General features: G+C 71.3%; 13 protein-coding genes. 7 read left to right on the top strand and 6 right to left on the bottom strand.

Annotated elements, in window-relative coordinates; genetic code table 11:
• Positions 1 to 12 precede the first annotated feature (12 nt).
• The 3 genes from IFR11_RS16360 to IFR11_RS10030 all read right to left on the bottom strand — a co-directional run bounded on the left by IFR11_RS16360 (position 13) and on the right by IFR11_RS10030 (position 3193).
• The gene (locus tag IFR11_RS16360) at positions 13 to 1488 is read right to left on the bottom strand and encodes a helix-turn-helix transcriptional regulator (RefSeq protein WP_191916063.1); all 1476 of its coding nucleotides are present in this window, start codon (positions 1486 to 1488) and stop codon (positions 13 to 15) included.
• A complete protein-coding gene (locus IFR11_RS10025; protein ID WP_191916064.1) occupies positions 1481 to 2965 on the bottom strand; it encodes a helix-turn-helix transcriptional regulator in 1485 nt (494 codons plus the stop codon). The genes IFR11_RS16360 and IFR11_RS10025 overlap by 8 nt, the downstream gene beginning before the upstream one ends.
• A 75-nt stretch (positions 2966 to 3040) precedes the next feature.
• Positions 3041 to 3193 carry a hypothetical protein gene (locus tag IFR11_RS10030; protein WP_191916065.1) on the bottom strand — a complete coding sequence of 51 codons (153 nt, stop codon included), beginning with the start codon at positions 3191 to 3193 and terminating at the stop codon, positions 3041 to 3043.
• Positions 3194 to 3396: 203 nt separating this feature from the next.
• On the opposite strand from IFR11_RS10030, the gene IFR11_RS10035 reads away from it, so the two are divergent.
• Together IFR11_RS10035 and IFR11_RS10040 are read left to right on the top strand one after the other, a co-directional pair.
• Complete coding sequence (locus tag IFR11_RS10035) at positions 3397 to 3684, top strand: HU family DNA-binding protein (protein ID WP_055832516.1); 288 nt, start codon at positions 3397 to 3399, stop codon at positions 3682 to 3684.
• A gap of 77 nt (positions 3685 to 3761) precedes the next feature.
• Complete coding sequence (locus IFR11_RS10040) at positions 3762 to 5747, top strand: cytochrome c oxidase assembly protein (protein ID WP_191916066.1); 1986 nt, start codon at positions 3762 to 3764, stop codon at positions 5745 to 5747.
• A gap of 6 nt (positions 5748 to 5753) precedes the next feature.
• On the opposite strand, the gene IFR11_RS10045 is transcribed toward IFR11_RS10040, so the two are convergent.
• A complete protein-coding gene (locus tag IFR11_RS10045; protein WP_055934968.1) occupies positions 5754 to 6833 on the bottom strand; it encodes a hypothetical protein in 1080 nt (359 codons plus the stop codon).
• A 102-nt stretch (positions 6834 to 6935) separates the two neighbouring features.
• Positions 6936 to 7769 carry an NAD(P)/FAD-dependent oxidoreductase gene (locus IFR11_RS10050; RefSeq protein WP_191916067.1) on the bottom strand — a complete coding sequence of 278 codons (834 nt, stop codon included), beginning with the start codon at positions 7767 to 7769 and terminating at the stop codon, positions 6936 to 6938.
• A gap of 50 nt (positions 7770 to 7819) precedes the next feature.
• On the opposite strand from IFR11_RS10050, the gene IFR11_RS10055 reads away from it, so the two are divergent.
• Entirely contained in the window at positions 7820 to 8332 is a 513-nt protein-coding gene (locus tag IFR11_RS10055; RefSeq protein ID WP_082516413.1) for a MerR family transcriptional regulator, read from the top strand.
• Positions 8329 to 9708, top strand: a complete 1380-nt coding sequence (locus IFR11_RS10060) for an AAA family ATPase (protein ID WP_191916068.1) — start codon at positions 8329 to 8331, stop codon at positions 9706 to 9708. Before IFR11_RS10055 ends, IFR11_RS10060 begins: the two co-directional genes overlap by 4 nt.
• Here the strand turns inward: IFR11_RS10060 and IFR11_RS10065 are convergent.
• Positions 9696 to 10349 carry a biliverdin-producing heme oxygenase gene (locus IFR11_RS10065; RefSeq protein WP_191916069.1) on the bottom strand — a complete coding sequence of 218 codons (654 nt, stop codon included), beginning with the start codon at positions 10347 to 10349 and terminating at the stop codon, positions 9696 to 9698. The genes IFR11_RS10060 and IFR11_RS10065 overlap by 13 nt on opposite strands.
• 197 nt (positions 10350 to 10546) lie before the next feature.
• Between IFR11_RS10065 and IFR11_RS10070 the strand changes: the two genes are divergently transcribed.
• The 3 genes from IFR11_RS10070 to IFR11_RS10080 all read left to right on the top strand — a co-directional run bounded on the left by IFR11_RS10070 (position 10547) and on the right by IFR11_RS10080 (position 13059).
• Positions 10547 to 11818: a serine hydrolase domain-containing protein gene (locus IFR11_RS10070; RefSeq protein ID WP_055832528.1), complete on the top strand. Its 1272-nt coding sequence runs from the start codon at positions 10547 to 10549 to the stop codon at positions 11816 to 11818.
• Between the two features lie 7 nt (positions 11819 to 11825).
• Complete coding sequence (locus IFR11_RS10075; protein WP_191916070.1) at positions 11826 to 12734, top strand: EamA family transporter; 909 nt, start codon at positions 11826 to 11828, stop codon at positions 12732 to 12734.
• Between the two features lie 130 nt (positions 12735 to 12864).
• Positions 12865 to 13059 carry a hypothetical protein gene (locus IFR11_RS10080; protein ID WP_055832532.1) on the top strand — a complete coding sequence of 65 codons (195 nt, stop codon included), beginning with the start codon at positions 12865 to 12867 and terminating at the stop codon, positions 13057 to 13059.
• Positions 13060 to 13097 lie beyond the last annotated feature (38 nt).

The following is a 13097-nucleotide window of genomic DNA, read 5'->3' on the forward strand; positions in this document are numbered from 1 at the left end:
CACCCATCGCCGTCATCCGGGCTTCGCGGTGAGGTGGGCGATCGCCTGGGCCCGGGTGCTGACGCCGAGCTTGACGTAGATGGATCGCACCTGGCTCTTGACCGTGTTCACCGAGACGCCTCGCTCGCGGGCGATCTGGGCGAGGCTCGAGCCGGTGGCCAGCAGCGCGGCCAGGGCGTGCTCCGTGGGGGTGAGCCCGGGTACGTCGCGGGCGGGCGGCGCGGCGTGGGGGCGCGCGGCGAGCTGGAGCAGGGCGTCACGGATCGATGCCGCCGTGCCCGCGAGTTCGGGATGATCCTCGGCCGCCGCCTCGACGAGATCGGCGCATTCGGTGGCGGGGAGCATGATGAAGGGCGTCCGCGAGCTCCCGGTGCGCGAGATCAGCATCAGCGCGGATGCCATGCTCTGGCGGGCGCGTCGCTCCTGACCGATCCGCCGGAAGGCGATCGCGCGCAGCAGCAGCATCCGCGGCAGGCTACGCAGGCAATGGTCGTCCTCCGAGGCGGCGCACGCGTCGGTCTCGAGGAGCGCCTCGCGCTCGCGGCCCAGCAGCAGCAGGGCGACGGCGCGCTGCGTCGCGAAGCACGTACCGTGCCCCTCCGGGCTGAGCGCCGAGGCCACCGCCGCGAGTCCGTCGGCGGGCTGGTCGTGCGCCAGGAACAGGTCGGAGCGCATGCACATCAGCAGATGGCGGACCGCGCGTTGGCTGCTGTGCCGCCGGCTGCCGTGCAGCAACTGCCAGCTCGCCGCGATCCCGTCGGCGAACTCCCGCCGGATGACGCGGCACATCACCTCGGCGGCGCGCGAGGCGTAGTCGAGATAGGGGTCGTCGGGGGCGAGGGCGGCGAGCTCCCCGCTGATCGCGGACAGCCTGTCGTGTTCCATGCGCGCCGCCGAGACCAGACAGTCGGCGAGCAGGACCAGGAAGGAGACCTCGCGGGCATTCCACCCGGCCTCGACGAAGAGGTCGGTGGCCGCGCGGATCGTGGGCGCCGCGCGCTCGTTCTCTCCGTTCAGGGCGAGGCCGAAGCTGCTCACCGCGAGAGCGCGATAGCGCAGGGCGTCGGTGTCGGCGAAGAGCTGTGCTTCCTCCCCGAAGCGGACACCCGACTGGGGGGACCCGACCGCGCAGAGGTACTCGCCCACGCTGGAGAGCAGCTCCGACCGGGCGCCCGGTGACAGCCCGGCGGGGCGGTTCAGATGCGTGCCGTCGAAGTAGCGCGCGATCAGCGCGATGCCGTCGCCCAGGGCGTCGCGGCGTGCGCGAGCGACGAGGAGGGCGGAGAGGATCCGCGCACCGTCGTCGGTCCATCGTCGCGGGGGGTCGAAGGCCTCGGTCTCGGCGAGCAGGGCGAGGTGGCGGGGTTCGGGCACACCGGAGCCGGGAAGCAGCCGAGTCGCGGTGAGGAGCGCGGCCGCTCGAAGCGTGTCGTGCGGCTCGACGTTCAGTGGGTGCGCTCGCCGGATCACCTCGCCGGGATCAGCCATCGGCGGTCCGACCGCAGGCGGGGCGCGCGTTCGCCGAGCGCGTCAGCGCCTCGACGGCTTCGTGCCGGCCGCGTACCCCCAACTTGGCGTAGATCGATCGCACCTGGCTCTTCACCGTGTTCACCGAGACCCCGCGTTCGTCGGCGATACCGGCGATGCTGAGCGACGTGGTCAGTCGGTGCGTCAGGTCGCGCTCCGTGGGGGTCAGCTGTCGGAGCGGGCGTGGGCGGGGCCCCGGGCCGTCGGGGGTGGCGACGATCGCCAGAGCGTCGAACACGCACGGCATCGCGTCGCGGAACTCCGGACGCTCGAGCATGACGGCAGCGATGAGATCGCGGGTCTCGTCGTGGGGAAGCATGACGAAGGGGGTCCCCGAGGTGCCCGTGCGCAGTAGCAGAACCATCGCCGCCTCCGTGCTGGCGGCTGCGCGTTCCCCCTCGCCGAGCCGCCGATGCGCCAGCGCCCTGCGCAGCAGAAGCGGGGTGAGCGTGCGAAGGCAGTGGTCGGCCCCGGTCGCCACGCAGGCGTCGGTCTCGGCGAGGAGCTCCCGCTCGCGGCCCAGGCGGAGCAGGCTCGCCGCGCGCTGCATCGAGAAACAGATGCCGTGCCCGTCCGGATCGTCGTAGGGAGCGAGCGTCGCCAGGGCCTCGGCGGAACGACCCTGTGCGACGAGCATGTCGGAGCGCATGCAGACGAGGAAATGCCGCGTCATCGTGTGGCTGTGCCGGGCGCCCTGCTCTGTCAGCAGGGTCTGGATCGCCGCCAGGCCGCCGTCCGTGTCGCTGCGCAGCATCCGGGCCATCGCTTCGACGGATCGTGCCGAATGAGCCCAGTACGGGTCATCGGGCTGAGCGGCCGTCATCGCGGCCGACACGGCATGCAGGCGGTCGACCTGGAGATGGGCGGAGGCGATGAGCGTCTCCGCCAGAAACTCGACGTACGCGGTGTCCGCCCGTGCCCAGCCCTGCGCGGCGAACACCTCTCGCGCGCTCGCGAGAGACACCCGGGCGGATTCGTACTCGCCGTTGAGCGCCTGGCCGAGTGCGACGACGGTGAGCGCACGGTAGCGCAGCGCCTCGGTATCGGCGAAGAGCAGGGCTTCGGCCCCGAAACGCGCGCCCATCTGCGGCCACCCGACGGCGTTGCAGTACTCGCCGACGCTCGCGTGGAGCTGGGAGCGTATGCCGTCGGCCAACTCGGCGGGGCGGGTGAGTCTCACCCCCTCGAAGTAGCGGCGGACCAAGGCGGCACCGTCGGTGAGGTTGTCGCGGCGTGCGCGCGCGGCGAAGAGGGCGATCACCGCTCGGGCGGCCGGGTCGGTCCACGTCGGGGGGACGGGGGGAGCGGCGCTGGCGGCGAGGAGCGACAGATGCCGCTGGTGCGGGGGGCCGTGCCCGGGGGCGAGGCGAACGACGGTGGAGACGGCGGCCGCGCGCAGGGCGGCTCGCGCATCGATCGAGGTGCGGCTACGGGGCATGGACCCTCCACATTCGGGCCGATCGAACGGGGGCGGTTCGTCGGACACGAACCGGAGCCCGTTCTCGTAGGCACATCATAGGGGTACGAAATTCAGTATTTTCCAGGTGAATTCGAGCGTCGCATCATCCGCGGGGTGAAGCCCCCGGACTTCGCCCGCCTGCGCCTCGCGATTCACCCGCCCGGAGACCTGAGCCCTGCCGCGGGCTCGAAGGATGAGGTCGTCCACGGGTCGACCCGTGCGCCATCATCGGCCCGCGAAAGCCCCGAGCCCGCGACACACCCCCGGCGAAAGGGACGAAATCCGTCAAAATCCGCGTATTTCCGCGGTTCGGTTGATACTGTCGAGGCGGTCTCCCGACCACCGAGGAGGATTCCTCCTCGTCCGAGTAACGAGAGACGGCGCTCGTCGCCGCCTGGAGGACACACCACATGGCCGACAAGTCCATCACCAAGACCGAGCTCGTCGCGAGCATCGCCAGCGCGACCGGCCAGAGCCAGTCCGCCGTGTCGGGCGTGCTCGACTCCCTCTTCTCCACCGTTTCCGAGGCGGTCGCCAAGGGCAGCAAGGTCTCGATCCCCGGCTGGATCGCCTTCGAGCAGGTCGCCACGTCGGCTCGCACGGGCCGCAACCCTCAGACGGGCGAAGAGATCGCCATCCCCGCCGGCAAGCGCGTCAAGGTCACCGCGGGCTCGAAGCTGAAGGCCGCCGTCAAGTAAGACGACCTCGAACCTTCACAGGGGGGATGCCATCGGCATCCCCCCTGTGCTGTGTGTACGCGACGTAGTCTGGAGGGGTGAATCCCCGCCTTCTCCGCGTCGCGGGACCCGTCATCCTGATCGCGGTCTCGCTGATCGCCGTCGTGGCGGGACTGGCGTACGGCGGCGGAGCCGCCGAGGTGCAGCTCGCCGACCCCGGTCCGGTCGTGCGGTGGGGGCTCCCGATCGCGACCGTGCTGGTCAACCTCTCGGCGGCCACCCTGGTCGGCTCCCTCGTGCTGGCGCTGTTCGCCCTGCCCGCGGGGGAGCGGCCCTTCGAGATCGCCCTCGACACCGCGTCGATCGGCGCGGCGGTCTTCACCATCGCCGCCGCCACCACCGGGTACCTGACGTTCCTGAACGTCCTGAACGCCAAGCCCACCCTCGACGCCGTCTTCGGTCAGCAGCTCGGCCGTTTCCTGGTCGAGAGTCCGCTGGGTCAGGCGTGGCTCATCACGACCATCGCCGGTGCCGTGCTGACCGTGCTGACCTTCGCCGTGCGGTCGTGGATCCCCACCCTGCTCGTCGCGATCCTGGCTCTGGCATCTCTCATCCCGATGGGGACGCAGGGGCACGCGGGCACCGAGGCCAGTCACAACGCCGCGGTGATCTCGCTCGTGCTGCACATCATCGCCGCGGCCGTGTGGCTGGGCGGTCTCGTCCTGCTCGTGGTCGTGCGCCCGGCGATGTCGCGCCGGCAGCTGCAGGCGGTGCTGCTGCGCTATTCGTCGATCGCGCTGGTGGCCTTCGTCGTCGTGGCCGTCTCGGGCACCGTCCGCGCCTCGATCACGCTCCTCGACGTGTCGAACCTCTTCTCGACCTACGGCTTCCTGGTGCTGGTCAAGGTCGCCGCACTTCTCGCGATGGGCGTCCTCGGCGCGTGGTACCGCCGCCGCCTCATCTCACGCATGGCCGACGAGCCCGGTTCGCGGCGGTTCTGGGGCATCCTCACGCTCGAACTGGTCTTCATGGGTGTCGCCAGCGGTGCGGCCGCCGCGCTGGCGCGCACCGCCCCGCCCGTCGAGGCGCCGCTGGTCGGTCAGACCCCGGCCGAGGTGCTCACCGGTTCGCCGCTGCCGCCCGAGCTCACCCTCGAGCGCTGGTTCACCGCGTGGGACGTCGACCTGCTGTGGGCGTTCGTCGTCGCCTTCGGCCTGTTCTTCTACCTGGCCGGCGTCTGGCGCCTGCACCGCCGCGGCGACGCCTGGCCCATCCACCGCACCGTGATGTGGACCCTGGGCATGCTGGGGGTGTTCTGGGTCACCTCGGGACCGATCAACGTGTACCAGGACTACCTGTTCAGCATGCACATGATCGGCCACATGCTGCTGTCGATGGCGATCCCCCTGCTGCTCGTGACGGGGGCGCCGGTGACGCTGGCCGCGCGGGCCATCCGCAAACGCGACGACGGCACCCGCGGTGGTCGCGAGTGGATCCTCTGGGCGGTGCACAACCCGGTCGCGAAGGTGCTCACCAACCCGTACGTCGCGGCGGGGCTGTTCATCGGCTCGCTGTGGGCGTTCTACTACACCGACCTCTTCCGGTGGTCGCTGTACGACCACGTCGGCCACATCTGGATGGTCGCGCACTTCCTCGTCACGGGGTACCTCTTCGTGCTGAGCCTCGTGGGCATCGATCCGGTGCCCTACCGCCTGCCCTATCCGATGCGTCTGCTCGTGCTCATCGCGATCATGGCGATGCACGCGTTCTTCGGCATCGCGATCATGATGAACTCCGGCCTCATGGTCGCCGAGTGGTTCGGCGCGATGGGGCGCACCTGGGGGGCGACACCCCTGCAGGACCAGTACGTCGGCGGTGGCGTGGCCTGGTCGGTGGGCGAGATCCCGACGCTCATCCTGGCGATCACCGTCGCGATCCAGTGGAGCCGCAGCGACGAACGGCAGCAGAAGCGCCGCGATCGGCACGTCGACCGGGTCGGAGACCTCGAACTCGACGCGTACAACGAAGAGCTGGCGCGCATGGCCGAGCGCGACGCCCGCGTGGCCGCGCGCCCGCGCGGCTGATCCCGCTCAGTCGGACTGCCCGCCCACGAGGATCGAGGCGGTGCCGTCGGGCAGCACCGTGATCGCGCCGTCGACGCGGAAGGGCACGTCTTCTTCGACCGAGCGCACGCTGCCGTCGAAGATCGAGCGGATGTCGACGCGGATGTGGGCGACCGCCTTGGCCGACGGAATACGCCAGCCGGCACCGTCGGGCACCACCGTGACGACGGGCTGCTCGACGATCGACCAGTCGGGGGCTCCGTCGATGCGGTTGCGCACGGTGAACCCGAACGGGCACCCGGTGGGCTGCAGCACCTTCTGCTCGGCGCACGACGAGAGGAAGTCCTCGACGCGCTGCTGCACGACGGCGATGAACTCCTCGGTCGGTTCGGCCTGCACGTCGATGGGGATGCCGGCCAGGGGCGCATCGGCGAGCACGGCCACCCCGGGGGTCGCCGAGATCGCCGTGTCGACGGCGACCGAGTACAGCCCGGGCGAGAAGACGAGCAGCGGCACCTCGGCCGCGGGATCGGTGTCGGGCCCCTCGACCGACACCTGGCGCTTGTCGACCTCGAAGCCGTTGACCGAGAAGCGCATCGACCCCTGCACCGACAGGTCCATCACGGCGAGCGGGCTGCGCGCGAAGCGCCAGCGGGGCAGCAGGCTCGACCCGCCGTCGCGCTGCACCGACAGCGTGGTGGTGCCGGCGTACCCGCCCGCCGTGTACGACACGGTCAGACGGGTGACGTCACCCTCGACGGATTCGTCGACGATCGCGGCATCCATCAACGGGGTGAGTGCCTCGGGTCGCAGCAGCGCCTCGGACGCGGTCGCCGGAAGGCCCGCGGCCTCGAGATCGGCGGAGTCGACGGCGACACCCGGAACGGCGAGCGCCTCGGCCGCGCGGCGGTCGTGCAGCAGCTCGAGGTAGTGCATGACGAAGGCCCGGGGACTGTAGAACTCCCGGTACAGCGACGCGGCTCCCCCGCCCAGCGCGGCGAGCAGCAGGATGCCGATGACGATGATCGCCGGGATCTCGAACCGCCCGCGCGGGCGCGCGCCGGTGACGCCCCTGGGCGTCGCGGGGCCCCCGCCGGCGTTGTCCACGCCCCCCAGTCTAGGAAGCCCACCTGCGCAGATGCCGCGCGCCGCCCCGCGGCGTCACGCGGGCCCACCGGGAGGGGCGGAGTCGCGCCCGCGTCGGGCGTCTCAGTCGGCGACGAGCGAGTGCACGACGGCGACCGCGGCCAGCTGCCCGGCGGCGATGGCCGCGGCGAGCGAGAACATCGGCCCGGGCAGGTGCTCGGCCTGCGCGTGGTCTCCGACCGCGTACACACCGGGCATGCTGGTGCGCCCGAAGGCGTCGGTGCGCACGGCCCCCGCCTCGGTCACGGCGAGATCGAGCTGGGCGGCGAAGGGGGCGTTCGGGCGCCAGGTGGGAGCGATGAACGCGCCGGCCACGTCGAGGTGCCCGCCCTCGTCGAGCAGCAGGCGGAGCCCGTCGGCCGTGCCGTCGACCCGCTCGACGCGTGCCGGGTCGACCAGGTGCACCTCGGATGCCACGGGCTCGAGCATGCGGGCCAGCACCGCCGCGTGCGGCGAGGCGTTGACGACCGCGACGGGACGACCGGCGAACTCGTGGCCGTGGCAGAAGGGGCAGTTGGCGATGCGGTCGCCCCACTGCTCGGCGAGGCCGGGGATCGCGGGGAGATCGTCGGTCACGCCGGTGGCGAGGATCACCGCGTGCGCGCGCAGGGGCTCGTCGTCGACGGTGACCGTCAGCTCGTCGCCCTGTTGCGCCACGGTGGAGGCGACGGCATCCCGGATCTCGACCGTCGCGTACGCGCCGATCTCGGCACGACCGAGTCGACGCAGCTCTGCCGGGTCGCGGCCATCGTTGGTGAGCAGGTTGTGGGCGTGGCTCACGGTGGCGTTGCGGTACGTGCCGGAGTCGAGCAGCAGGGTGCGTCGGTGCATTCGACCCAGGGTGAGGGCGGCCTGCAGCCCGGCGGGGCCGCCGCCGATGATGATCGCGTCGTACATGAGGGTTCCTTCCGCTTGCGTTCTCGTCCATCGTGTGACTTCATGTCGACATGAAGTCAAGCGGGGAGTCGATCGGCGAGGCAGCGGCGCGATTCGGGCTCGAGACGCACGTGCTGCGCTACTGGGAAGACGAGGGGCTGCTGCGCCCGGGTCGGGATGCCGCGGGGCGCCGGCGCTTCGACGAGGGCGACAGCGTGCGCATCGCCGTGATCCTGCGCAACAAGGCCGCGGGGCTCTCGCTCGAGCAGATCCAGGTGCTGCTCGACGAGGACGCGCCCGACCGCCACCGGGTGCTCGAGGAGCACGTGGCCGAGCTCGATCGGCGCGCGGCCGACATCGCCCAGGCCCGCGCGATGACCGAGCACGCCCTGCGCTGTCGCGCGCATGACATCACCGAGTGCCCGCGGTTCCGCAGCCACGTCGCCGACGTGCTCTCGGGCGAGGCGCGCTGGCTGCTGGTGCGCACCGAGCCGTCGTGCGAGACGCCTGCCCGCTCCCGGTCCGACGACGCGTCCACACCCCGCCGCCCGGCGACGGCGGTGCGAACTAGCATGAACCGGTGACCACGCCGCCCCTCTCCGCCGAACAGCAGGCGCTGTTCCGGCTGATCGAGGACACCCGTGAGCACGTCTTCGTCACGGGCCGGGCGGGTACGGGCAAGTCGACGCTGCTGCAGCACCTGGCGTGGAACACGAAGAAGCAGATCGCCGTGTGCGCACCGACGGGGGTCGCGGCCCTGAACGTCGAGGGCCAGACGATCCACTCGCTGTTCCGCCTGCCCATCGGTCTCATCGCGAACGGCGACATCGACCAGAACGACGCCACCCGCAAGATCCTCAACGCGATCGACACCCTGGTGATCGACGAGATCTCGATGGTCAACGCCGACCTGATGGATGCCATCGACCGCTCCCTGCGTCAGGCCCGGGGTCGTCGCGCCGAACCGTTCGGCGGCACGCAGGTCGTGATGTTCGGAGACCCGTACCAGCTCGCCCCGGTGCCGCCGCGCGGCGACGAGGCGCGCTACATCGACGACCACTACCGCTCGTTCTGGTTCTTCGACGCCAAGGTGTGGTCGGGGGAGTCGGCCAGCGACGGTCTCATCGACATCGGCCGGCACGGCGCCGAACTGCACGTCAACGAGCTCGTCGAGATCCACCGGCAGTCCGACCCCGGGTTCAAGACCCTGCTCAACGCGGTGCGCTACGGACGGGTGACGGCCGAGATGGCCGAGGTGCTCAACACCGCCGGGGCGCGCACCCCTCCTCACCCCGCCGACGGCGAGCACCCGATCATCACGCTCGCCACCCGCAACGACCGCGTGAACACGATCAACCGGCGTCACCTCGACGAGCTCATCGGGCGCACGCAGACGGCGGCCGCCGAGATCTCGGGCGACTTCGGCCGCGGCGAGGCGAACTACCCCGCCGAGATGGAGCTGACGCTCAAGGTCGGCGCGCAGGTGATGTTCCTGCGCAACGACGGGGCGCAGTTCGGCGAGGCGCCGCGCTGGGTCAACGGCACGATCGGCACCGTCACGCGCATCGCGGGCGACAGCGTGCGCGTCGAGGTCGACGGCACCGAGCACGACGTGGAGCCCGCGGTCTGGGAGAGGTACCGCTACGCCTACGACCCGGGCACGAAGAACCTCTCGCGCGAGATCGTCGCGGAGTTCACGCAGTTCCCGCTGCGGTTGGCGTGGGCCGTGACGATCCACAAGTCGCAGGGCAAGACCTACGGCCGCGCCGTCGTCGACCTCGGCGCCGGCGCCTTCGCCCCCGGGCAGACCTACGTCGCGCTCAGCCGTCTCACCTCGATCGACGGCCTGTACCTGACGCGCCCGCTCCGGCCCAGCGACATCCGGGTCGACGAAGACGTGCGCCGCTTCATGAAGCAGGCGTGGCTCGGCCGCCAACAGGCGGCGGCTCAGGCGACCTGAGCCGCCTTCGCGCGAGCGAGGTCGGCGAACAGCTCGGTGTTGAAGCGGTAGGCGACGAGCACCTCGGCGATGACGCGCTCCTTCTCGTCGTCGTCCCAGGGGGCGGCGTCGAGCTGCTCGCGATAGACGCTCTTGAACGCCTTCGGGTCGGCGATGTCGCCGAAGAGGAAGAAGCCGATGCCGTTGGTGTCGAAGCCGAAGCGACGCTGCATGAGACGACCGATGAACTGGCCCCCCGACAGGTCGCCGAGGTAGCGCGTGTAGTGGTGCGCGACGAAGCCGCCGGGCCAGGTCGCCGCGACCCGGCGGATGCGCGAGACGTAGGCCTGGGTGGTGGGCAGCGGCGTGATGCTCTCGCGCCAGTCGGCCCCGAGCAGGAACGCGAGGTCGGCCTCGAGGGCGGGGAGGCGCGTGAGCTTGTCGCTGAGGAACACCGATGCCACGGGGTCGCGGCGCAGAGCGACCGCCGACTCTTCGAGGGCCGAGTAGATGAACCAGTGCTGGGCGACGAGGGCGACGTAGTCGTCGCGGGTGCCGCTGCCGGTGAGCAGCTCGGTCATGAACCCGTCGCACTCGTTCGTGGAGTGCGCACTGCTGGAACGTTCGCGCAGCGCGGTGGAGAACGGGATGACGGCGTTCATGACGTCATCATACGCAAAGAGTTAGGCTGGCCTAACCCCTGATTTCGACGGAGTTCGCGGCATCCGCCCCGCAGCCGCCCCCAGATGTGATGCAGACGTGACGAGTCCAGGATGCAAGGGGCGGTGACGTTCAGGCGGCGTGTGTTTGAATCTTTCGAGCGGGCGCTTCGCCGCGCTCGGATTCCTGGGGGTAACACATGCGGGGATGGCGTCGTTCCGCGGCCATCGCGATCGCGGGCGCCAGCGCGCTCGCCGTGGTTCTGAGTGGCTGCACACCTCAGGCGTCGGTGGCCCTCGACGTTCCCGCGCAGGTCGACGCCCCCCTTCCCGAGGCCACGGTCTCGGAGCTGCAGGACGCCGTCACCACCGCGATGGCCGCCACGGGTTCCACGGGCGCCATCGTGGGCGTCTGGGCGCCCTGGAGCGGCACCTGGGTGTCGGGCTTGGGAACGCAGGGCCCCGGCGGCGCCGAGGTCACCACCGACCTGACCTTCCGCGCGGCCGACGTGACCGGCGCCATGACCTGCGACGCCGTGTACCGACTGGCCGCCGACGGGACGCTGAGCCTCAGCGACCCGATCACGCAGTGGGTCAGCAACCTGCCCGGATACGAAGACATCACGCTGCGTCAGCTGTGCGACGGCACCTCGGGACTCGCGTCGTACACCTCGGTGCTCGAGGGCATGGTGCTCAACAACCCCGACCGCGCGTGGAACCCGCGCGAGCTCATGGCCTACGGCATCGCGAGCCCCCGCCTGAACGCCCCGGGCGCCTCGTTCGGCGACTCCGCCACGAACTACCTGCTCGCCGGCCTCGCGGTCGAGCGGGCCACGGGCGAGTCGCTCGCGCAGGTCATCTCGGAGCGGGTCGCCGAGCCGCTCGGTCTCGACGCGACCGCGCTGCCGTCCTCGGCCCCCGCGAACCCTGCCGCGTCGTCGCTGCAGGGCTACTGGTCGCAGCCCAGCCCCGAGGGCGTGTGGAACTGCACCGACCCGCGCGAGTTCACCGAGATGTCGGCGAGCTACGGGGGTGCCGCCGCGGGTGCCGTGACCGACATCACCGACCTGGGGCACTACGCCCAGGCCCTCGCCTCGGGTGCCCTGCTCCCCGATGGCGACGACCGTTTCGCCTCGCCCGTCCCCGTCGGGGGCGACCAGCCGACGTGGTTCACGGCGTCGGGGGGAGCCTTCCAGGCCGGCTCGCTCATCGGACAGTACGGATGGATGCCGGGCTACATGGTCGGCGCGTTCGCCGACCCCCGCACGGGCATGTCGATCGCCGTGGTGCTGAACAACTCCGGCGGCAACAAGATGACGTCGGCGTGGTTGGCGTGGGAGCTGGCGGCCATCGCGTCGAAGGCCCCCGCGGCGCAGGGGCAGACCGCCCCCGAGGCGGGCCTGCCGTGGACCTCGCAGCAGATGCGCGACGGCATCCTGGCCAACGCCATCTGCCCGCAGCCCGCCGCGTGACCCCGCGATGATCGCTCGCGGCGGCCAAGGGTCGGCCGCGTCGCTCGTGCTGGTGGGCCTGGCCTGCCAAGAGGTGGGCGCCTCGTTCGCGGTCATGCTCTTCCCGCAGACCGGACCGCTCGGCATCGTCATGCTGCGCCTGCTGTTCTCGGCCGTCCTGCTGCTGCTCATCGCGCGGCCCCGACTGCGGGGGCACGACGCGGCGGCGTGGCGCTCGGTCGTCGGCTTCGGCGTCGTGCTCGCGAGCATGAACGGGCTGTTCTATCTGGCGCTGGAGCGGCTGCCGCTCGGCGTCACCGTCACGATCGAGGTGCTCGGTCCGCTGACCCTGTCGATCCTCACCTCGGCGGGCCTGGCCCGGTGGCTGTGGGCCGGGCTCGCCCTGGCCGGGGTGGTGGCGCTCGGCGCGGGCGGGTGGGACCGCCTCGACGCGCTCGGAGTCGTCTTCGCCCTGGGGGCGGCGGTGAGCTGGGCGCTGTACATCCTCGCGTCGGCGCGCGTCGGCCGGGAGTTCCCCCGCCTCGACGGCCTCGCCCTCGCCATGACCGTCGGCGCCGTGATCGCCCTGCCGTTCGGGGTGTGGCAGGCGGGGTCCGCGCTTCTGCGCATCGATCTGCTCGCGGTGGGAGCGGCGGTGGCGCTGCTGTCGTCGACCATCCCCTACGCGCTGGAGCTCATCGCGCTCAGGCGGCTCCCCGCCTCGGCGTTCGCGATCCTGATGAGCCTGGGGCCGGCGACGGCATCGATCGCCGGGTTCCTCCTGCTCGGGCAGCACCTCTCGTGGCTCGAGCTCGTCGGCATCGGGCTCGTCATCGCGGCCAGCATCGGCGCCGTGCGGGCGGCGACACGACGCGCGGCCGGGGCACGGCATCCGGGACCCGATGCCGCCGCAGCGCTCGGCGAGCCCCTCGGCTGAGGGATGCCACGCCCGGCCCGGTCGTGAGCACGGCGCCTGCGCGCCATCGGGCGGATCTCGCTCGCGAACCGTAGCGGAAGGACCCGGAGAAAGAGCGACCGGGTCGTTCTTTTCACGCTATGGTTCACCCGTGGATCGCCTCAAACTCCTCTCCTTCGTCGGTTGGCTCATGATCGTCGCGGGGGTGGTCAACCTCGTGCTGGCCATCGTCGACATCTCGTCGGGTGCGAGCGTCGCCAACAACGGCCTCGCCGCGGCCATGGGTATCGTGCTGACGATCGCCGGGTCGATGCAGGTGGCGAACAAGGGGCGCGCGCGGCGCTGAACCCGCTCGGCCCGCGCAGGGCTCGCTGTCACCCCACG

The sequence above is a fragment of the Microbacterium sp. CFBP 8801 genome (genome assembly GCF_014839455.1).
GTDB lineage: Bacteria > Actinomycetota > Actinomycetes > Actinomycetales > Microbacteriaceae > Microbacterium.

Excerpts from the sequence above, each read along its gene's own strand:
- IFR11_RS16360 (WP_191916063.1), bottom strand. The coding sequence starts at position 1,488 with ATGGCTGATCCCGGCGAGGTGATCCGGCGAGCGCACCCACTGAACGTC.
- IFR11_RS10055 (WP_082516413.1), top strand. The coding sequence starts at position 7,820 with ATGAAGTCAAGCGGGGAGTCGATCGGCGAGGCAGCGGCGCGATTCGGG.
- IFR11_RS10070 (WP_055832528.1), top strand. The coding sequence starts at position 10,547 with ATGCGGGGATGGCGTCGTTCCGCGGCCATCGCGATCGCGGGCGCCAGC.
- IFR11_RS10025 (WP_191916064.1), bottom strand. The coding sequence starts at position 2,965 with ATGCCCCGTAGCCGCACCTCGATCGATGCGCGAGCCGCCCTGCGCGCG.
- IFR11_RS10050 (WP_191916067.1), bottom strand. The coding sequence starts at position 7,769 with ATGTACGACGCGATCATCATCGGCGGCGGCCCCGCCGGGCTGCAGGCC.
- IFR11_RS10075 (WP_191916070.1), top strand. The coding sequence starts at position 11,826 with ATGATCGCTCGCGGCGGCCAAGGGTCGGCCGCGTCGCTCGTGCTGGTG.
- IFR11_RS10065 (WP_191916069.1), bottom strand. The coding sequence starts at position 10,349 with ATGAACGCCGTCATCCCGTTCTCCACCGCGCTGCGCGAACGTTCCAGC.
- IFR11_RS10035 (WP_055832516.1), top strand. The coding sequence starts at position 3,397 with ATGGCCGACAAGTCCATCACCAAGACCGAGCTCGTCGCGAGCATCGCC.